Source organism: Syntrophobacter fumaroxidans MPOB (assembly GCF_000014965.1).
In the GTDB taxonomy this organism is placed as follows: domain Bacteria; phylum Desulfobacterota; class Syntrophobacteria; order Syntrophobacterales; family Syntrophobacteraceae; genus Syntrophobacter; species Syntrophobacter fumaroxidans.
The window spans coordinates 1,216,936-1,237,049 of sequence record NC_008554.1; the positions used below are offsets into that span (position 1 = coordinate 1,216,936).

Here is a 20,114-nt window from a genome sequence, read left to right on the forward strand (position 1 = left end):
GGCAAACACTCCGCTCCGGGGCCTGGCCGGTGCGAGGTTTTCACTTTCACCCGGGAGGTGCGACCATCAAAAGGTCCACTCCAAAGCCTGCGCCGATGGCGTGAACACTCACCCATGTTCGACTCGGACGCTGCTCCGGCTTGAACTCCATGGGACAAAATCTTAATATCTAAAACAGCCAACAATGGCTGGGAGTTGTGAGGTATTGGAGGTTGAATGATGGATAAAAGAGATATTTTGTATCTCAGGAATATGCTGATTGTGAGGCGCAAGGAGATTTCGGACCGCGTCAACCGTCTGGCCGCGGTCTGGAAGGGTGTGGAGCCGGCCATCGAATTGGAGGAGGAGGCCCAGAAGGCGAGCATCACCGAGCCTTATCAGCGGTTGGATGCAAACCGGAAGAAGGAGGTCGAACAGATCGACCTTGCCCTGGGCAAAATCGCCATCGGTGAATACGGAATATGCGAATCCTGCGGGGACGATATTGCCCTGAAACGGCTTGAAGCGATCCCGTGGGCCCGGCTTTGCGTGGATTGCGCCCGGGACTTCGAGCAGAGGCACGAGACGCTTCCCGAAACCACGGAGGTCTTGGCGGCCGCCAGACTCCCGGACCTGTACCACGAACTTTCCTACGAGCAGATCGTCAAGCTCATCCGCGAGCGACTGCACGCACTGAAAAACGTCGATGACTCCGACCTGCGGATATATGTACGAAGAGGGGCGGTCACTCTTGAAGGCGTGGTTCCCGGGGAAGCGGAACACCAGGCCATCCTGCGGACGCTCATGGGGGAAATGAGATTTGCCTCTGTCGTCGATCGCCTGGAAGTCGAAGAATCCCAGGTGGAGCACAACGACGACGCGAATGCGGAGGTCGAGGAGCCCGATGAAACCGAGGTGGAAGAGCTTCTCATCGAGGAAGGCGGAATAGCGGAAGGCCTTTTCGAAGGGCAAGGCGACGATTCACCCTATGCCGACGGCGACGAACGCATGTGAACCCGCGCTTTCCGGGGCTTTCAACCATGTGCGCGTGCGCGCGGCCAGGCGCCCGAGTTTCCAGCCCGCCGCCGCCATTCATGGGAAGGTCGGACCCCACGCGCCGGCAGGGCGAATCTCCGCGCGATTCGGCCCGGATGCCCGAAGACGCCTCGAATTGCGGCCTTGGAGCGGCCCCGAAGCGTTATTGTCAGTAGATTTTCAGCTGCCGACAGGAACGCACGGAGATACCGAGATGTTCGTAGGCCAGGCGCGTGGCGAGGCGCCCGCGCGGCGTTTTGTTCAGAAACCCTTCCTGGATGAGATAGGGTTCGTAGACGTCCTCGAGGGTATCCCGCTCCTCGGACACCGCCGCCGAGAGCGTTTCTATCCCGACAGGACCGCCGTCGTATTTTTCGATGATGGTGCTGAGGATCTTCCGATCCATCCCGTCGAATCCCTTTTCATCCACATCGAGCATTCGGAGCGCGAGGTCCGCCACTTCGCGCGTGATCCTGCCATCCGCGCGGACCTCCGCGTAATCCCTCACCCTGCGAAGCAGCCGGTTGGCGATTCGAGGAGTGCCCCGGGACCGTTTGGCGATTTCCAGCGCGCCCTCCGCGTCGACCCGGATACCGAGGATTCGTGCCGAGCGGGTGACGATGAGCTTTAATTCGTCCACCTTGTAAAATTCCAGCCGAAGGGTAACCCCGAACCGGTCTCGTAACGGCGGAGAAAGCAGCCCTGCGCGGGTCGTTGCGCCCACCAGGGTGAACGGGGGAAGGTCCAGCTTGATGGTACGGGCCGAAGGCCCCTGGCCGATGATGATGTCCAGTTGAAAGTCTTCCATGGCCGGGTAGAGGATTTCCTCGACCACATGATTCAGACGGTGGATTTCGTCGATGAAAAGCACGTCGCCCTGTTCGAGGTTGGTCAGGATGGCCGCGAGATCGCCCGCCCTTTCGATCACGGGACCCGAAGTGCTGCGCATGTTCACGCCCAGCTCATTGCTGATGACGGTGGCGAGCGACGTCTTCCCCAAACCGGGGAATCCGTGAAAGAGCACGTGATCGAGCGGTTCGGCGCGTTGTCTGGCCGCCTCGATGAATACGGCGAGGTTCTCCTTGACGGTCTGCTGTCCCACGTATTCATCGAGTCGCCTCGGGCGCAGACTGTTTTCGACCGGGAGGTCGTCTTCATGGGGTTTGGGTTCGACGATTCGCTCCGTCATATCGGCACTCTCGTCCGGAACGCCGACCGCGCGCCCGGCTTTTCCCCTCGGGGTTCAACTTTCGACACCGTCTGCATTGTATCGTCTATGCCAGCAATCTCAAAGTTTCTTTGAGCAGTTTTTCCACCGGGGGATCCGCCCCCAGGGACTTGATCGCCTTTCCCAATGCTTTCTCGGCTTCGGCCGGACGATACCCGAGATTGACCAGGGCCGAGTACGCGTCGCCATAGGATGATTCCGCGGCAGGAGCCGGCTGCTCGGCTTCCCTGCCTTTCTTGACGGACATCTTGTCCCGCAGTTCGAGCAGGATCCGCTCGGCGATCTTCTTCCCCACTCCCGGAATGCTCTTGAGACGGAAACCTTCCTGCTGAAGGATGATCCTGTGCAGGTCATCCGGCGTCAATCCCGACAGGATGTTCACCGCCAGTCGCGGCCCGACCCCATTCACGGTGATCAGCCGCAAGAACATGTCCTTTTCGGCGACGGTCCTGAACCCGTAGAGTTGAATGGCGTCTTCGCGGATATGGGTGTGAATGTTCAGAGCGACCGTATCGCCCGGCCCGGGCAGGTCATAGAACGTGCTCAGCGGGACATACACGATGTAGCCCACCCCGTGCACGTCGATCACGATGTAGTCGGGAGCTTTGTGGCGCAGTCTTCCTTCCAGGTGTCCGATCATGATTTGCCCCGGACGATCCAGCGCGTTCGGGAACCGCTCGTGTTGACGTGGCAAACGGCCACCGCGAGTGCATCCGCGGCATTGGGGTCAATGGGTTGGGACAACCGGAACAGGCATCGGACCATCTCCCCCACCTGGTCCTTGCCCGCCTTGCCGTATCCGACCACCGCTTTCTTCACCTCGAGCGCACTGTATTCGTAAATGGGCAGCCCGGCGTTTACTCCCGCCAGAATGGCCGCGCCGCGGGCCTGCCCGAGCCTCAGGGCGCTCTTCACATTCTTGGCGAAGAAAATGTCCTCGATGGCCATGCATTCGGGACCGACTTCAGCGATCACCCGAGTGAGCTGCTCGTAGATAAGCTTGAGCCTTTGCGTGAGCGGCAATTCTCCGGACAGTCGGATTACCCCGTTGGCCACATGAAGGAGGCGGGTCCCCTCCCCCTCCACAATGCCGTACCCGGTGAACCTGGAACCCGGATCAACGCCGATCGTTCTGATCATGATGGTTGGTTTCCGTCCTTGACCGCCGGTGCAACAGGTTCGGGACAATCCCTTTTCCTCATTCCCGCGGCCCGTCGCGAAACCGACGCCCGTGGCATGGCATGGAAGTCGTCGTCATTCCCGCCAGGCCGGGAATCCTGCGGGTTTCTTCGATCCCGCCCGGGACACCGGCTTTTCCCGGGTGTGCCCTTCGGGAAGGACTGTTCGCCACGTTCCCGACAGAGGTGAATCACGCGATTCTGTCCAGAATTTCGTCGGGTATGTCGAAATTGGCGTAAGCGTTCTGCACGTCGTCGGAATCCTCGAGACCGTCCATCAGGCGCAGGAGCTGCTGGGCCAGTTTCTCATCCTCGACGCGAACCGTGGTCTGGGGGACCATCGTGATTTCGGCCACCTCGTAGGCGAGCTCCCGGGCATCGAAGGCCGCCCTGACATTGACGAATTCCTCCAGGCTCGTGATCACCTCGAACTGATCATCCTCGTCCTTCACATCGTCCGCCCCGGCATCCAGGGCGATCTCCATGAGCTCATCTTCCGAGACCTTGTCCTTATTGAAGACGATGCTGCCCTTTTTGCTGAACATCCAGGCAACACACCCCGCCTCCCCCAGGTTGCCGCCGTTGCGGCTGAAAATATGCCGGATATCGCTTGCGGCGCGGTTTCTGTTGTCCGTCATGATATCCACGAGCACTGCGACACCTCCGGGGCCATAGCCCTCGTAATTCATTTCCTCGTAGGCCACCCCTTCGAGCTCGCCGGTCCCCTTCTTGATCGCCCTCTCGATGTTCTCCTTGGGCATGTTCTCAGCCTTCGCGGCAAGGACGGCCGCTCTCAGACGAGGATTGGCATCGATGGCCCCGCCGCCCATCCTTGCCGCGACCATGATTTCCTTGATGATCTTCGTGAAGACCTTGCCCCGCTTGGCATCGGCGGCACCCTTCTTATGCTTGATGGTGCTCCACTTCGAATGTCCCGACATCTAGCCGTCCTCCTGATACCAGCAATCCGTTTATAAAGCCCGTGAAAATCCCTTTCCACCATACTCGTCAATTGCCATGACCCGGGGCTCACAGCCATGCATGCGAGCCTTCCTCCTCGAACGGGCCGCAGTCCGGGCGGAAATCCCGCTCCGGGTTCCCGTCCCGTAGCCCCTCGGAGCGGCGCGTTCGACACCGCGTCCTACGACTTTCTCAAACGCATGCCAATCACGTAGATTTCCTTGCTCTGTTTTCGCGAGGCGTCGGGTTTGGTCACCTTGACCCATTCGAAATCCCGCTTGACCGCCTGGAGAAGCACGTGGAACTCCGCCCCCTGAAACAGCTTCGCCACAAAATGTCCGCCCGGCCTGAGCGCGGATCGCGCCATTTCCAGGGCGCTCTCAAACAGCAGAGCGGATCGTGCGCTGTCCGCCACGCGAATCCCGGACGTCGAGGGAGCCATGTCGCTCAAAACGACATCGAAAGGCCCATGCTCGACGCTCAGCGACCGGGCGAGCTCGGGGTCCGTGACGTCCCCCTGCAGCACCACGACGCCCTCGGGAAAACGGTGTTCAACCCCTTTCAAATCCACGCCGACCACCAGCCCCGACGGACCCACAATCTCCCTTGCGAACTGCATCCAGGAGCCGGGAGCCGCTCCCAGGTCCAAAACTCTGTTGCCGGGTTTGAGGATCTTGTACCGGTCCTGGATTTCTTGCAGCTTATATACCGCCCTCGCAAGATAGTGCTCTTTCTTTGCCTTGTGAAAATAGTGATCCCGCACCGTATAGGACATCGAATAAGCCTTAAAAGTCGTTCATTTTTCCGGAAATCCCGTATAACATAAACGATAGTTTTCTGTAAACAAAGCCCTTCTTTGTCGTTCGTTTGAAACGGAGTCTGACTCGGCGCCATCGCCGGAAAGGGGGTTGACCATGGAAAAGATCGTCAAGGGCAGGAAGATTTCTTTAGTGCAGGGGGATCTGACGGAGCTCCGGGTTGACGCCATCGTAAACGCCGCAAACAGGCACCTCGCCTTGGGCGGAGGAGTCGCCGGAGCCATCAGGATGAAAGGAGGACCCACCATTCAGGAGGAATGCGACGCCATTGGCGGGACAGTGGTCGGCCAGGCGGTGATCACCGGCGGGGGCAACCTGAAGGCCGCTCACGTGATCCACGCCGTGGGTCCCCGCTATGGAGAAGGAGACGAGGACGAAAAGCTGCGCAATGCGACTCTGAACAGTCTGAAAAGGGCCACTGAAAAAAGTCTCGCATCCATTGCCTTTCCCGCCGTCAGCACCGGCATTTTCGGCTTTCCGAAGGACCGGTGCGCAAAGATCATGCTCGACGCCGCCGTTGCGTTCCTCGACAGGGAAACCACCTCGCTGCGGGATGTCATTTTCTGTCTCTGGTCGAAGGAAGACCTGGAAATCTTCGAGAAGACCCTTCAATCCATGGGCTGACCCTGGCCCGAAGGTGTTTGCGCCCGCCGTCACCCGAACGGCACGAGACGACTCTCGCGCCGTTCAAGTCTCATTTTCCTTCAACCGCCGAACGGGCGGCAAGTCGTTCCTTGAGCTTCGGGAAACGATCGATATCCGTGTGCGGCAGGAAACAGGCCGCCACGTAACGATCCATGTATGAAGCGGTCATCGAGAGCTCGAAATTCGTCGTTTTTCTCATCACGTCCACCACGTCTTTGCGGATGCGGTTGGTGAGACAGCATATTCTGGCCCCCATCAGCGATCCGTTCCCGATGTAGGTGATCTTGTCGGGATCGATTTCAGGCAGAAGACCGATGCACATGGCTTTCTCGATGTCGAGATGGCTTCCGAATCCACCGGAAATGATGATTCGATCGAGCTTGTCGATACTCAATCCCACTTCGTCGAGAAGCGTCCGGCATCCGCTGTAAATGGCGCCTTTCGCGCGGATGAGGTGCTCGATATCGGTCTCGGTGATGACGATGTCCCTGTCGATTTGCGTCACTTCTTTCCAGGCCAACACGTATTCGTAGACTCCATCGACCTGTCGAATGCGGTCCGACTTCAAGTCATGCCTGAATTTGCCGAGGTTGTCGATGATTCCCGTTTCGAAGAGGTTCGCCACGATGTTGATCAGGCCCGAACCGCAAATTCCCCTGGGCCGTACATTCCCGATGGTCAGGATCATTGGTTCGAGCGTGTGCGGGTCGATCAGGAACTCTTCAATGGCGCCCTTTGAAGCGAGCATGCCGAACTGGATGCCCCCGCCTTCAAACGCCGGCCCGGCCGAACAGGCCGCGCAGACGAGCCAGTCCCGATTGCCGATGACGATCTCGGCATTGGTGCCGATGTCCATGTACATCGTCAATTCGCTCGAGAGGTAAAAGCCCGATCCCATTACACCCGCAACGACATCGCCGCCGACGAAGCTCGAGATGTTCGAATAGACGAGGGCGGTCGTGTGCCGCGGCAGCTCGATGCCCAAATCCACCGCCCGAACCGGCGGATAGATCGTCGAAGCGGGCACGTAGGGCGAACGCCGGATGTGTGTCGGATCGATTTTGAGCAAAATCTGTGTCAGGGTCGTATTGCCGGCCAGGGTAACCGTGGAGATCTCATCGCGCTTGACGCCCGATTTCTTGACGATTTTGCGAATGATCTTGTTGATGGTCTCCATGACCGCTTCCTGGAGCTTCTCCAGACCGCCCGGCTTTTCGGCGACAATAATCCTTGAAATGATGTCCTCGCCGTAGCCGACCTGGGCGTTGATATCCCCGCGTTCGGCCAGAACATTGCCGGTGATGAGATCGATCAGTTGACCGAAGACCGTGGTCGTCCCGATGTCGACGGCGATGGCAAAGTTCCTGTCGGTGGTGTCCCCCGGCTCGATGTTGATGATGTGGGTCCTCCCACGTTCAAAAACGGGCCGCGCCAGGGTGGCGGTGACTTTAAAGCCCGATTCTCTCAGAATCCCCGGCAGTTTTCGAATGACGGCCAGGCGGACCACCAACCGGTGCTCGCCGTGCTGCTTCCTCAGCGCGCTGATCAGGCGGCTCGTGTCGGCGACATTGTCCCGAGCCGTCGGTTCGGGGAGCTCTATGTACCTTTTTTCCACCGGCGGGATGAAGAGCCCCTGGTTCTTCAGATCCTCGAGATTGATCTGTTGCACCCGGGCGGTGCGCCCGGGAGGCCCGCATCGGGTCAACGCTTCCGCATCGATCTCCGATTCGACGGGAATCCGGACCACCAGATCGCTTCTCACCCGTGAGCGGCAGGCAAGCCTGTACCCCCTGGCAAGCTCATCCTCGCTCAACATCTCCGAGCAACCGCCTTCGACGCGGCCCTCTTCGATCATCACCCGGCACTTGCCGCACTGGCCCTCGCCGCCGCAGGCGGCATTCACGTGAACACCTGCTTCCAGAGCGGCACGTATGAGACTCTTGCCGTCGGGATACGTTATTTGCCTGTTAAAAGGCAAGAATCTTACCCGGTGCTTCGTCATCTCCGACTCCTCGCTCCCGCGTTCGAGGGCGGGCAGGGCTTCCCGCGCATCGACCCGCTTCTGCGCAGGCTCCCCAGGGAAGATCCGTACACGACTCCCCAAACCTTACCCCAGGATATATGAAAGAGGCGATTTCAGGCGGTCTCCCAAATCCTCCTCACCTCATCGAGCCAATGGGCCAGGCTCCCATTCAGTATCTGCTCCGCCCGGCGAACGTCCAGGCGATATTTCTCCGGAATATAGGACAGATCGACCACGTGAATCCCGTTCAACTTGCCGACGAACGGGCAACCTCGCAACTCGGATGGGAACAGCAGGGCCAGGAGCGAGAATACCCGGTTGAGCAGCGGCTTGGAGCGCTTGATCTTGACCCCTTGCAGCGTGTAGTTGTTGCTGAAGAAGCTCACACCCCCCGGGAAGTCCCCGGCAAGCGACGCTTCCGTGCATATCCCATCGCGTTTCAGCAGGAAGAACGGGGCCACGAGAGCCAGGGGCGGTGCCACGGCCCGAACGTCATCGGATCGCATGAAGACCCGCCTGAGAGCTGCGCACAGCCTTTCCTGCCTTGGATCGAATTCGAAAACCCTCGAGTGCTCCCCCTCGTCGCGCAGGCGCTCCAGAACGGCGTTCCGGATTTCGGGCAAAACGAGCAGAACGGATGCACCCTCAAGGGGTCGACCCCGAGGGTCAAGCGATTCCGGGGCAAGCTCATCGACGCCCTTCACCTGCAGCACTCGAGTGCAGGATACGCCGGCGACGGAACATTCCCGAAGCCGCCCCGCCACTTCACGTGCATGAGCCCCGAAATGGATCTCCAGTTCCTCCAGCTTTTCTTTTTCGACAAACGCCACCTCGGCCGCCTGGAGTATATCGTCCACGGCAACCACTTCCAAAATGTGGCGTGAGTAGTCGAACGGTTCATGATCGCGCTCCCAGTCTTCAAAGCCGAGTATCTGCAATTCGTCTTTGAGCGCATCCGGAAAGCGTTCGATCCCCCCTTCGCCGAAGAGATTCTCTCTTGGAATGATCACGGTCTTGCAGCCCGCGTTGAAGGCCGTTTCAATCTTGAGGGCAAGGGCGCCGACGGCCGAGATCCGCCCCTTGGTGTCGATCTCCCCGGTCATCGCCACGTCTCTTCGTATCTTGCGCCCGGTGAGCAGGGAGGCCAGCGCGAGGGCAATGGCCCCCCCCGCCGACGGACCGTCCTTCCGGGTGGAGCCTCCAAGAAAGTGCAGGTGAACGGGTTTACCCGCATGCTTGAGATCGATGCCCAATTCCCGCGCATGGTAGAATATCCCCGTGCCGGCGACCTTCCGGCTCTCATCCATGACTTTCTCGATGTTTCCGGTGGCGTGCAGGATGCTCATATACCCGCGCTTCTTCTCCCCGGCACCGGCTTCCGCGCCCACCTCGGTGGCCTGTATGGGAATGATGGCCCCCACGCCTCTTTCCAGATCGACTCCGAGCGCCAGCATCTCACCGACCGCATCTTCCCCGCCGATCTGACGGGGAGGGGTCGGCGCCTTCAGGTATCGCTTGATCTTCTCCCGAGTAACGCTGACCGAAAATTCCGCTCCGGTCAGAATCTCCTTTCGCTGGATGCGCAGGAAAAGAGTCCGGATGATTCTCTCCAGCTCCCGCACGCCGGGTTCATAAGTGTAATTCCTGATCAGGTGCCTGAGCAGATCGGCTTCCTCGTCCTTGTCGAAGAAAATCTGCTCTTCATCGATGCGGTATTTCTCCCGGATGCGTTCCATCAGGTGCTTTCTTGCGATGGCGACCTTTTCTTCCACGCTGTAACGGTCGAGGAGCACCACCTCGCAGCGGTTCACCAACACGGGCGGGACTGCCTCCAATGTATTGGCGGTCAGGAAAAAATGACAGTTGGAAAGATCGATGTCGATGGTGGTCTGAGTGTACTTGTCATGGAAGAGGTGATTCTGCTCCGGATCGAGGATCTCGAGCAAGGTGGCGATGGCGAATTTTTCCGTCTTGTCGGCCTCGTCGAGAATGAACATCCCGTTCATGGCCTCCATCTTGATAAGCCCCTGGACTATGGCCCCAGGCTTCGATCCCTCGTAGGTGAATCCGAAGCCCTTCAAGTCCGCCTCGTCCCTCATTCCTCCGAGCGAAATCTTGTGATACGGAACCCCGAGGTTTTGAGCCACCGAAATGGCCAGCGACGTCTTCCCCACCCCGGGAGGACCGACAAGCAGAAACGCGCTGCCGGTCCTTTTCCAGCCGGCAACCTCCGCCTCGGTGAATTGCCGGTACCGCCAAATGAGATTGGTGAAGAAATCGCAGAGGACCTCCTTCGGGGCCTGGAGTCCATAATGACTTCGATTCAGACCTTCCTCGAACGCCTCGGGAGTGACTTGGATTCTCCGGATTTTCCCCCAGGGGATCGCCAGTAGCGTCTCGATCAACTCGCTGTACTTGGATCCACTGTGACCGACGGCATTGAGCTTATTCTTATCAATAAATTCCATCACTTGGGAGGGAACATCCGGATCGTTGCGGGCATCCTCGATGCGTTCCTTGAGGCTCCTGTCCCTGGATTCGGGGGGTTTCTTCTGCACCGGGCGCCCCCCTTCAGGGGATTGCACGAGCGGCACGGAGGGCCCTTCGTCGAGGTGGGCGACAATCCCCGAATGGAACAGCCCGAGCAGTTCTTCGAGAGTCTTGTCCCGGAGAGCCTTTTCAGGCAGTCCCAGCTCCTTGAACAATTCCACCAGCCCCCAGCGGTCCTTGAAGGAATTGAAAACGTCCAGGGCCTCCTTGACGTCCTTTTTGATGAGGAGGTCGAACAGCCTGAGGGCAACCCGCAGGGAATGCGTCCTTTGCAGCATCGAATTCGAGGTGTTGCGGCTGTCGCGGTAAATGTCTTCCAGGACCCTGCTTTTCAGTTCCGTATCCAGCCAGGGGTAAACCTCCAGGAGAAAACCGTCGGGCGCATCGCCCAGATCCGAGGCGAGCTCGTTGAGGATCGAATCCACGATGGCAGCGAGCGGCAGTCCCTTCTCCGCCTCGTCCAGGAGCGCCACGTAACGATCCCCCTCGATCCCGTTCATCTCATCCGCCAGCGCGTGCCGCAGCGCCCGGTAGAATGTGGGATCGCCCGCGCGGCGGTCGAGAGCGAAATCGACATCCGACTGAATCACCTCTCGTTCTTTTCGCTCCGGATAGAGCATGTGCTCAACCTGGTGGCGCAGGAAAAGCTCCGTAAACGCAAGCATTTTCTTCTCTTCGAGGGTTCCGTCGCCGAGCCTCGTTTCCAGGTCGCCGGGGATCACGAACGACAGGTAGTCGAAAATACGCTCGTGAATCTGGAGCCTCCACTCCCGGCCCGACCGGGTCAGCACGCTCACGATTCTGATTCTGTTGTTCTCGTCTTCGAGACGAACGATGGACAGATGGTCCATCAATTGGCCGAGCTTGAGGGAATCGGTTCCTTTTCGATTCTTGAAGTAGGGGATCACCCGCCTGCGCACGATGCCGCCGAGCAACCGGGCGACATCGCCGGCCCTCTCGGGGCTTGGCAAAGGCAACGTGCTCAAAATGCGATAGTCAAACTCCATAGGAAACATGCCATCCCCCTCGTCTGACCACGGGATTGCCCTGACGTTCGAATCGAAAAACCGGGTCATCGATCACCCGGCCGCATCCACGCGCGATCGTGTGGAGCGCCGGCGCCTTCCGCGCCGGATGGTCGAAGGCGATAACTCGGCGGGCCTGTGGTTGCTTCAGCCGGAGGAACCCTTGGCACCCGGCTGCCGGTTTGCACGGATGATCGCCCGCGCCGCCACGACACCGCTGACGGAAGCCTGGATGAGCCCACGAGTGATGCCGGCGCCATCGCCGACGGCGAACAGGTTCCGGACGGGAGTCTCCAGATCGGCCGTGAGCTTGAGACGGTGTGAATAGAACTTCACCTCCACGCCGTAGAGCAAGGTGTGCCGGCTGTTGATCCCCGGTGCCATCACGTCCATCGCCTCGATCATCTCGAGGATGTCTCTGAGGTGGCGGTACGGCAGAGCGAAACTCAGGTCTCCGGGAGTCGCCGCGCGAAGGGTCGGTCGGGTCAGGCAGCGCTCCAGCCGGGCCGTAGTGGATCGGCGGCCGGCCAGCAGATCCCCCAGCCGCTGCACGATCACCCCGTGTCCCAGCAGATTGGCCAGGCAGGCGATGTTCCGCCCGTAGCTGATGGGATCGTTAAACGGCTCGGTGAAAAAAGAGCTCACCAGAATGGCAAAGTTGCTGTTCTCGGTCTTGCGCGATGCGTAACTGTGTCCGTTGACCGTTGCGAGTCCGTCCAGCTCCTCCACCACGACCTCTCCGTGAGGGTTCATGCAAAAGGTTCGAACCTTGTCGTCGAAAGTGTGCGAATAGTGAATCAACTTGGCCTCATAAGCGGCTTCAGTGAGCGGGGCCAGGACCTCCGCCGGCACCTCGACACGCACGCCGATGTCGACCGGGCTCGGCACGGACGGGATCCCCAGTCGTCGGGCCTCCTCGCGGACCCAGACAGCACCCGCCCTGCCCGGCGCCGCCACTACGTGACGCGCCGACACGACCGTTCCATCCTCCAGGGTCAACCCCGTAACGGTCGAATCCTCAACAAGGATTTTTTCCGCACGGCATAGAGTACGAATCTCGACGCGCTCCGTGAGGCGCTCGCGCAGATTCCGCAATACGAGCCGGCAGTTGTCCGTGCCGATGTGGCGCAGGCGGGTGGGAATATAGGTGAGAGCGGCGTGGCGGGCGCGAGTTTTCAACAGATCGATCGCATCGTAGTCGTCTCCAAAGGACCCCGGAGGCGCACCGAGGGCCTGGTAGATCCGGTCCACCTGCTCCACCAAAGCGTTCAGATCGTCCGCGGGCAGCAATTCCCCCAGGAGTCCCCCCACATCCGGGGAAAGAATGAGCTTGCCGTCGCTGAAGGCCCCCGCTCCTCCCCAACCTCGCAGGAGCCCCCCGGGCCCGTCTCTTCGGCGCTCCCCGAGGTCCGGCCCTTGCTCCACCAGGAGGATCGGAGACACCCCCGCCTCCGCCAGGTGAAGAGCTGCGAACAACCCGGCCGGTCCCGCTCCGATCACCGCCACCTCGTAGTCCATAACCTGTCCCTTTCGGCAAGGTATTGCACGCTTGCGCGTTCCCATGTTCTCACCCGGATGGGGTACGGGTTTCCCGGCATCGAATCAAGGGATCGGCCCGGGCAGGAACTGCGGGAAACAAACGAGCCGGGATGATCCGTCGACGGCCCCGCGCGGCGTCCGACCATATCCAGCCCGATGGAGCACAGCATCATGCTACGGTCATTCTACAGGCAATCCGCAAATCCTCAAAGGGCAAAGCCACCGGTGAGCTGCGCGGAAGGCGTGCTCGCCCGCGAAACCGTCGAACCACCCCTTGAGACCTCGCCTCGTCCCCGGCGGCGGAGGGTTCCCGACGCATCGAAGCTGTCGCGGAAATACGCTCTCGCCGTTTGCCGATGTTGCTGATAGAATCGCCGGGGAGGTGCGGTTTCCATTACTTTCTCGCCGCGAAACCGGGACTGGCGGCATCGACCTTTGCAGGACCCTTTCATGTCCGAAAAGTGGATCAAGACCCATTGTGCCCGATTCGACCACGGAGGCTGCGGCCTCGAGGTGCTGGTCAAAGACGGAAAGCTCGTGAAAATCAGGGCCGACAAGACCGATGCCTACAGCGAGGGGTACTGTTGCCCGAAAGGCCTTGCGGGAATCGACCGCGCCTGCCATCCCGCACGCCTCAGGCAGCCCCTGCTGCGCCGTGGCCCCAGGGGCGAGGGCGAGTGGGAAGCCATCCCGTGGGAGCGGGCACTGGACATTCTCGTTTCCGAATTCCGGAGCGCCATGGCCGGCGGCGGGCCCGAGTCGGTTGCCTTTTGTCAGGGGGCGCCGCGCGGGCTCGAGTTTTTCATCCTGTTGCGACTCGCCAACCTGTTGAATTGTCCCAATGTGGGTGCCGCTCAACACGTGTGTCACATGCCGCGCGAACAGATGGCGGCGGTGACCTGCGGGTTTTTCCCCGTTCCGGATTACGACAGCCCCACACGCTGTGTCCTTTTGTGGGGCAGCGATCCGCAACGAACCAACGAGGAGGGGATCCTCGGCGTCCGTTTTCAGAAGGCGCTCAAGCAGGGGGCGGGACTCATCGTCGTGGATCCGCTCAAGAGCGGGCCTGCCCGGACGGCCGACTTGTGGTTGCAGATCCGCCCGGGGACCGACGACTTGCTCGCCGTGGGTCTTCTTCACGTCATCATCGAGGAGGGCCTCTTCGACCGGCCTTTCGTGGAGCGATGGACGACGGGTTTCGCGGAATTGAGAGCCGCGGTGCGGCCCTTCGATCCGGCGACGGTTTCGCTCGGCACGGGCATTCCGGCGGAACGGATCACCTCCGCGGCCCGGCTCTATGCGAAATCGCGTCCGGCCATGATCCACTGGGGAAATGCCGTCGAGCATTCCGCGAACACCTCCCAGACCTGCCGGAGCCTCGTGCTCCTGATGGCCCTGACCGGCAATCTCGAGGCGCCGGGAGGGAATGTGAAAGCCGAAGCCCCCAACGTCATGCGTCCTGCCGAGCTGATCTGCCTGAAGCAGTTTCCGGGAAGGATCGATAAGCTTCCGAACCGCACTTGGGGCCTGATTCCGAGACTTCTGACCGTCCCCAACTGGATCCTGTTCCACAGCATCCTCGATGCGTCACCCTATGCCGTGCAATGCCTTTACGTGCAGGCGACCAACCCGCTCATTTCCTGTTCGGAGGCCGACAAGGTTCTCCAGGCACTCCTGAAGCTCGATTTTCTGGCCGTGGCGGACATTTTCATGACGCCGACGGCGGCATTCGCTGACCTGGTCCTGCCGGCCGCAACTCACCTCGAGTACAACGACATCGGCCACTACGGCCTCCCGCACGGCCTTGTCTTCGCCCGTCCCAAGGCGGTCGACCCGCCGGGTGATGCCTGGCCGGACATCAGGATCCTGAATGAATGGGGAAAGCGCATGGGGTTCGGCTCGCGATTCTGGGACACGGAGGACCGGATCCTGGAGGCTGTGCTTGAGCCTTCCGGGTTGACCTATGGGGCTTTCGCCGCAAAGGGATTGTTGAGCGGCCCTCGAACCCACTATTCATACCGGGAAAAGGGGTTTGCGACACCATCCGGAAAAGTCGAGCTGCATTCCAGCCTGCTCGAACAGTGGGGGTATTCTCCGGTGCCCACCGTTGGGGTACATGCAGGAACGGACGAGCGGTTTCCATTTCTGCTCACCAGCCGGAAACCAAGGTTTTTCTTTCATTCCGCGTACAGGCAGATCGAGAGCTTGAGGGAGAGAACGCCCCGCCCCACGGTCATGATCCATCCCGACACCGCGTCCCGCCTGGGAATTGCCGCGGGGACGCCGGTCAGGATATCCACGGTGTCGGGATCGGTGACGCAATTTGCGGAGCTCACTCGGGACATCGACCCGGAGGTGATCTTCGCGGACTTCGGCTGGTGGTTTCCGGAAAGAGCGGATGAAATGTTTGCGTGGAAGGAATCGAACCTCAACCAACTGACCGGTGCGGGAGGTCCGACCGACCCCATAATGGGCACGGTACAGCTGCGCGCGATCCCGTGCAGCATCGAAAAAGCGGAATCCGTGCCCGCCATGAAATCACGAACCCCTTGAAACTTCGGATGGGGAGACGCTCATCGCCTCAGCCGACGGAGTGGTTATACCGTGAAAGAAAAGGCCGAACGCCCGGATATCTTCGCCGAAGGGCTCACGCGTATCTACCGTCTCGGAATGGGCGAGGTGATCGGAATTCGCGGCATCGATCTCGAAATCCCGAAGGGTGAACTGGTTGTGCTCAAGGGCGACAGCGGCTCAGGCAAGAGCACCCTGCTCGCCTTGCTTGCGGGCCTGGACCAGCCCACCGGAGGCCGCCTGTCCGTTGCGGGCCACGATCTGAGCTCGGCCTCCCAGGCGCAGCTCACGGCATTCCGCAGGCAAGTCGTCGGCATGGTCTTCCAGTCCTTCAACCTTCTCCCCACGCTCACCGTCATCGAGAACGTCTGTCTCCCGGCCTTGTTGGCCGGCAAACCCCACGCCCGCACGCGTTCCGAAGCCGAAGAGCTGCTGAGCTGGCTGGGAATGGCATCGCGGCATGCGCACCGTCCCTCACAACTGTCGGGCGGGGAGATGCAAAGAACGGCCATCGCTCGAGCGCTGATCAACAGTCCCGAGATCATCCTCGCGGACGAGCCGACGGGAAACCTGGACAGCAACAACGGCGAAATCGTCATGCAACTGCTGGCCGAGCTCAATCGCCGTTTTCGCCGCACCGTTATCGTGGCGACCCACAGCACGCTCGCCGACCCTTTTGCCACTGTCTTACTGCGGCTCAAAGACGGCGCCGTCACCGAGACGTCATGGATCAAGTAGCCCTTTTTTTCCGGTTGTGGGTCCGGTTCAGCTTTCGCCACCTGCGTGCCCATCCTTGGCGCACGCTTGCAGTATTGTTCGGGATCGGCCTCGGAGCCGCGGTTTTCACCAGCGTGAGGCTGGCTTCCGACGCTTCGATCGGTTCCTTCAGGGTCAGTGTCGAAGCCCTTTCCGGCAAAGCCCAATGGACGCTGGCATGTCCGGGGGGGCGGGTACCGGAGGGGATTGTGGCGGATTTGATGCGCTATCCTGCCGTGCAGACCGCATCGCCCTTCCTGTCCACCTATGTTCATCCTGCCGGAAAAGCGGCCGAGGCCTTTCTTTTGATCGGCATCGATCCCATACTGGATCGTCCGCTGCGCACATGGCGGACCGGGGCCGCCGATTCTCCCGAACGGTCGCTGCCCTGGTTGAAACTGATGACCGAGCCCAACACCCTTTTGGTGGGAGAAGCGGTTCTGCAATCCCCGGGATCGGGCTCGGGCGACGGCGTCGAGCTGGCCGGACCGCGGGGCGTGAAACGTTTCACCGTCCTTGGCACGCTCACCTTTGAAGGGCTCGGCATGGTGGAGGGAGGGCGCGTCGCCATCGCCGATATTGCGACATTCCAGGAATTCACGGGCCTGACGGGCCTCGTGGATCGAATCGATCTCCTCTTCAAACCCGGGGCCACGGACAAAGACGTGGACGCCGTCAGGGCAAACCTCCCGCGGGGTGCCGTGCTGGAACGCCCATCGGAATCGGCCGAGAGCGGAGAGGGAATGATACGGGCCTACCAGCTCAATCTTTCCGTGCTCAGTTTCGTTTCCCTCTTCGTGGGCATGTTCCTGGTCTACAGCCTCATTTCCCTCCACGCCACGGCACGACGTCATGAAGTGGCGATCCTGCGATCGATCGGTTCCTCGTCGCGCATGGTTTTTCTGCTCTTCTTTTCCGAAGGGCTTTTCTTCGGCATCGCGGGGTGGCTGATCGCCATTCCGCTGAGCTCATTCATGGTCCGCCATCTGCTGGGCGGAATCAGCTCCACCATCTCCAGCCTCTTCGTCCGTATCCAGGTCCAGGATCTGATGCTCAACCCATGGGAGGTCGTGCTTTCCTTCGCGCTCACCGTCCTGGTCGCCCTTACGGCCGCACTCCAGCCGGCCTGCTCCGTCATGACCGTTCCTCCGCGGGAGGCCCTCGCCGCGCGTGACGCCGTCGTCCCGCGACGCACTTCGCCGGTCCGGACTGGGTTCCTGGGCCTTTTTCTCGCGGCGGTCTCGTGGCCTGTCTCCCAGTACCAGGGGGTATCGGGCGTTCCCGTCGCCGGCTATCTCGGCACATTTCTTCTGTTCTGCGGCTTCTCGCTCACTTCCCCGTTCATCCTTCGGCTGATCGGGTCTCACCTTTCGCCCGTGTTGAGACGCCTGGGCGGAGAACCCGCCTTTCTTGCCGGGCGGTTCATCCGCGACTCGGGAACGCGGATCGCCATTTCCGTGGGAGCGCTGATCACGGCCATCGCCCTGTTCGTTTCGCTCGCCATCATGATTCACAGTTTTCGAAACACCGTGCAGCTCTGGGTCGACCAGAGCATACGAGGCGACCTGTATCTTCGCTCCGCCATGGCCGACATCAACCGGTACCGCAACCACCTTCCCGGCGAAGTCGCGGACCGGCTCCGTCTGCTGCCCCGTGACGCCGACGTGCTGCCATACCGGAGAATCTACCTCCGGCTCGGGACCGTGCCCTACCAATTCGAAGCGCTGGATTTGCGCATATTCTTCCGTCACGCCAACCTGCTGTTGCTGGATGCCCGCCTCGACGAAATCGCTCCCGCGCTCCTTGACGGAAAGGGCGTCGTGGTTTCCGAGGTGTTCGCAAGCCGGACGGGTTTGAATTCTGGAAAACGCTTTCGGGCCAACATCGAAGGGTACGACTTCGATCTGCCGGTATTGGGCGTTTTCCGCGACTACAGAACCCAGGGAGGAGGCGTGATCTACTATCCGTTCGAGCATTTCGCGGATCGAACCGGAGACCCGTCCTGGAGTGGAGCGAGCGTCTATCTCCAGGGATCGGAGACCACCCGTGAAGAAAAAGCCGCTCAACTGCGCACCAGGCTCCTGAGCGATTTCCCACCGGAGCGATACGCGCTCCAGATGACTCTGGGCAGCGAATTGAGGCGGGCGATTCTGCGCATCTTCGACGAAACTTTCGCCGTCACCTCCGTCCTTCTCCTGATCGCATTGATCGTCGCCGCCCTCGGAATGACCACCACCCTCACGGTCCTGGTCCTGGAGCGCACTCGCCAGATACACACCATAACCGCCACGGGGGCCGGTCACGGACAGATCCGCGCGATGATTTTCTGGGAAGCCCTGCTTATGACGCTGGTGGGTGAAGTCGTCGGGCTCGGCTGCGGTTTCGCACTGTCACATATCCTGATTTTCGTGATCAACCGACAATCTTTTGGCTGGACATTCCTCTACGGCGTGGACTGGTTCGCTCTGGCCATGTCGCTGCCGCTGATTCTCGCCGCCTCCCTGCTGTCGGCAATTCCGGCCGCTCAGCTGGTTTTCAGGCAATCGCCGGCCCTGGTGCTCAGAGAGCATTGACGGCAACACTCTTTCGATGGATTCGGATGCCGGCCCCGGACGGACTTCCGATACCGGGCCGATCCGAAGCGGAGGATCACACTCAGTGAACATTATTCGGACACTCGTTCCCGTGTGTGTTTTGTTGCTTTGGCTGTGCCTCCCGGGCACATCCGCAACAGCGCCGGGCGAATCGTATCCGGCTGTGAGCGGGCCGTGTCTTCTCCGGTTTCCGGACGACCACGGAGCGCATCCCGACTTCCAAACGGAATGGTGGTATTACACGGGAAATCTCCGATCTTCCGACGGAAAACCGTTCGGCTTTCAACTGACCTTTTTCCGCAGACGATTGATACCGCCGGGACATGAGGGCACCCTGGCGGAACCGGCCTCGAAATGGCGCACCGCCCAAGTCTATCTCGCGCACGCGGCCGTCTCGGATATCACCGGCAAGAGATTCCACCATGCGGAGCGCATGTCCCGGGGGACTCTCGGCTTCGCCGGAACCCTCGACAGCCCCGGGACGACGACCGTCTTTCTCGGCAACTGGTCGGCCGAACTTGGGGCTGAAATACACCGCCTGAGAGCGGACACCGGAGAGTTTTCCATCGACCTCGACCTTCGTCCCGGAAAACCCCCCGTTCTCCATGGTCAATCCGGATACAGCCGCAAGGGCCGCAGGCCGGAAAGCGCCAGCTGCTATTATTCGCTCACCAGGCTGGAGGCGGAAGGCAGCATCGGCCTGGAGGGCAAAAGCGTCTCCGTGCAGGGAACGGCATGGATGGACCACGAGTTCTCATCGGCCGCTCTGGAATCGGACCTCGAGGGGTGGGACTGGTTCAGCCTCCAGCTGTCGGACGGCACCGAGCTGATGATCTACCTCCTGCGGGAGAAGGGCGGCCTGGTCAGCGCCGCATCGAGCGGCACGCTCGTCGAACGTTCGGGGAGCACGATTCACATCGAAAGCACGGACATGGAAGCACAGGCCACGGAACATTGGACCAGCCCCGACACCGGCGTGCGTTATCCGCAAGAGTGGAGCTTTCGAATCCGATCTCCGGACATGGAATTCACCGTCGTTTCCAATCTGCCGAACCAGGAGATGCGCACCCCGGGAACCACCGGTGTGACCTATTGGGAAGGAAGCGTCACCGCGCGCGGCAGACGTGCCGGAACATCATTCGAAGCACAGGGTTACATGGAGCTCACCGGCTACGATAAACCCATGGCCGGCGTCTTCTGATACGGAGGTGCG

General features: G+C 60.6%; 14 protein-coding genes. 6 read left to right on the plus strand and 8 right to left on the minus strand.

What is annotated here, in order from left to right:
* The first annotated feature begins 216 nt into the window (after positions 1–216).
* Complete coding sequence (locus tag SFUM_RS23255; RefSeq protein WP_083763949.1) at positions 217–993, plus strand: TraR/DksA C4-type zinc finger protein; 777 nt, start codon at positions 217–219, stop codon at positions 991–993.
* Positions 994–1,183: 190 nt separating this feature from the next.
* On the opposite strand, the gene ruvB is transcribed toward SFUM_RS23255, so the two are convergent.
* From ruvB to SFUM_RS05190, 5 genes are all read right to left on the minus strand, one after another.
* Positions 1,184–2,203, minus strand: coding sequence for a Holliday junction branch migration DNA helicase RuvB (ruvB, locus tag SFUM_RS05170; protein ID WP_011697859.1), 1,020 nt, complete (start codon positions 2,201–2,203; stop codon positions 1,184–1,186).
* An 85-nt stretch (positions 2,204–2,288) separates the two neighbouring features.
* Positions 2,289–2,882, minus strand: coding sequence for a Holliday junction branch migration protein RuvA (gene ruvA, locus SFUM_RS05175; protein ID WP_011697860.1), 594 nt, complete (start codon positions 2,880–2,882; stop codon positions 2,289–2,291).
* On the minus strand, positions 2,879–3,379 hold the full coding sequence (gene ruvC / locus SFUM_RS05180) for a crossover junction endodeoxyribonuclease RuvC (protein WP_041441765.1): 501 nt from the start codon (positions 3,377–3,379) through the stop codon (positions 2,879–2,881). Before ruvC ends, ruvA begins: the two co-directional genes overlap by 4 nt.
* Before the next feature lie 232 nt (positions 3,380–3,611).
* Positions 3,612–4,361 (minus strand): YebC/PmpR family DNA-binding transcriptional regulator, encoded by a 750-nt coding sequence (locus SFUM_RS05185; RefSeq protein ID WP_011697862.1) that lies wholly within the window; start codon positions 4,359–4,361, stop codon positions 3,612–3,614.
* Positions 4,362–4,561: 200 nt separating this feature from the next.
* Positions 4,562–5,155 (minus strand): RlmE family RNA methyltransferase, encoded by a 594-nt coding sequence (locus SFUM_RS05190; RefSeq protein ID WP_011697863.1) that lies wholly within the window; start codon positions 5,153–5,155, stop codon positions 4,562–4,564.
* A gap of 139 nt (positions 5,156–5,294) precedes the next feature.
* On the opposite strand from SFUM_RS05190, the gene SFUM_RS05195 reads away from it, so the two are divergent.
* Positions 5,295–5,822 carry a macro domain-containing protein gene (locus SFUM_RS05195; RefSeq protein ID WP_011697864.1) on the plus strand — a complete coding sequence of 176 codons (528 nt, stop codon included), beginning with the start codon at positions 5,295–5,297 and terminating at the stop codon, positions 5,820–5,822.
* A 70-nt stretch (positions 5,823–5,892) separates the two neighbouring features.
* On the opposite strand, the gene SFUM_RS05200 is transcribed toward SFUM_RS05195, so the two are convergent.
* The 3 genes from SFUM_RS05200 to SFUM_RS05210 form a co-directional block, all read right to left on the minus strand.
* A complete protein-coding gene (locus SFUM_RS05200) occupies positions 5,893–7,845 on the minus strand; it encodes an ASKHA domain-containing protein (RefSeq protein WP_011697865.1) in 1,953 nt (650 codons plus the stop codon).
* Positions 7,846–7,979: 134 nt separating this feature from the next.
* Positions 7,980–11,432 carry a S16 family serine protease gene (locus SFUM_RS05205; RefSeq protein WP_041441768.1) on the minus strand — a complete coding sequence of 1,151 codons (3,453 nt, stop codon included), beginning with the start codon at positions 11,430–11,432 and terminating at the stop codon, positions 7,980–7,982.
* A gap of 156 nt (positions 11,433–11,588) precedes the next feature.
* Positions 11,589–12,959: an NAD(P)/FAD-dependent oxidoreductase gene (locus tag SFUM_RS05210; RefSeq protein ID WP_041439914.1), complete on the minus strand. Its 1,371-nt coding sequence runs from the start codon at positions 12,957–12,959 to the stop codon at positions 11,589–11,591.
* Between the two features lie 471 nt (positions 12,960–13,430).
* Between SFUM_RS05210 and SFUM_RS05215 the strand changes: the two genes are divergently transcribed.
* The 4 genes from SFUM_RS05215 (at position 13,431) to SFUM_RS05230 (ending at position 20,102) form a co-directional block, all read left to right on the plus strand.
* Positions 13,431–15,533 (plus strand): molybdopterin-containing oxidoreductase family protein, encoded by a 2,103-nt coding sequence (locus SFUM_RS05215; protein WP_011697868.1) that lies wholly within the window; start codon positions 13,431–13,433, stop codon positions 15,531–15,533.
* 51 nt (positions 15,534–15,584) lie between these two features.
* The gene (locus tag SFUM_RS05220) at positions 15,585–16,289 is read left to right on the plus strand and encodes an ABC transporter ATP-binding protein (protein WP_011697869.1); all 705 of its coding nucleotides are present in this window, start codon (positions 15,585–15,587) and stop codon (positions 16,287–16,289) included.
* Complete coding sequence (locus SFUM_RS05225; protein WP_041439916.1) at positions 16,277–18,880, plus strand: FtsX-like permease family protein; 2,604 nt, start codon at positions 16,277–16,279, stop codon at positions 18,878–18,880. Before SFUM_RS05220 ends, SFUM_RS05225 begins: the two co-directional genes overlap by 13 nt.
* Positions 18,881–18,965: 85 nt before the next feature.
* Positions 18,966–20,102 (plus strand): lipocalin-like domain-containing protein, encoded by a 1,137-nt coding sequence (locus SFUM_RS05230; protein ID WP_011697871.1) that lies wholly within the window; start codon positions 18,966–18,968, stop codon positions 20,100–20,102.
* The last annotated feature ends 12 nt before the right edge of the window (positions 20,103–20,114 follow it).

What these genes read in the sequence shown, in the direction of transcription:
- SFUM_RS23255 (WP_083763949.1), top strand. Translation starts at nt 217, where the DNA reads ATGATGGATAAAAGAGATATTTTGTATCTCAGGAATATGCTGATTGTG.
- ruvB (WP_011697859.1), bottom strand. Translation starts at nt 2,203, where the DNA reads ATGACGGAGCGAATCGTCGAACCCAAACCCCATGAAGACGACCTCCCG.
- ruvA (WP_011697860.1), bottom strand. Translation starts at nt 2,882, where the DNA reads ATGATCGGACACCTGGAAGGAAGACTGCGCCACAAAGCTCCCGACTAC.
- SFUM_RS05185 (WP_011697862.1), bottom strand. Translation starts at nt 4,361, where the DNA reads ATGTCGGGACATTCGAAGTGGAGCACCATCAAGCATAAGAAGGGTGCC.
- SFUM_RS05190 (WP_011697863.1), bottom strand. Translation starts at nt 5,155, where the DNA reads ATGTCCTATACGGTGCGGGATCACTATTTTCACAAGGCAAAGAAAGAG.
- SFUM_RS05195 (WP_011697864.1), top strand. Translation starts at nt 5,295, where the DNA reads ATGGAAAAGATCGTCAAGGGCAGGAAGATTTCTTTAGTGCAGGGGGAT.
- SFUM_RS05200 (WP_011697865.1), bottom strand. Translation starts at nt 7,845, where the DNA reads ATGACGAAGCACCGGGTAAGATTCTTGCCTTTTAACAGGCAAATAACG.
- SFUM_RS05205 (WP_041441768.1), bottom strand. Translation starts at nt 11,432, where the DNA reads ATGTTTCCTATGGAGTTTGACTATCGCATTTTGAGCACGTTGCCTTTG.
- SFUM_RS05210 (WP_041439914.1), bottom strand. Translation starts at nt 12,959, where the DNA reads ATGGACTACGAGGTGGCGGTGATCGGAGCGGGACCGGCCGGGTTGTTC.
- SFUM_RS05215 (WP_011697868.1), top strand. Translation starts at nt 13,431, where the DNA reads ATGTCCGAAAAGTGGATCAAGACCCATTGTGCCCGATTCGACCACGGA.
- SFUM_RS05225 (WP_041439916.1), top strand. Translation starts at nt 16,277, where the DNA reads ATGGATCAAGTAGCCCTTTTTTTCCGGTTGTGGGTCCGGTTCAGCTTT.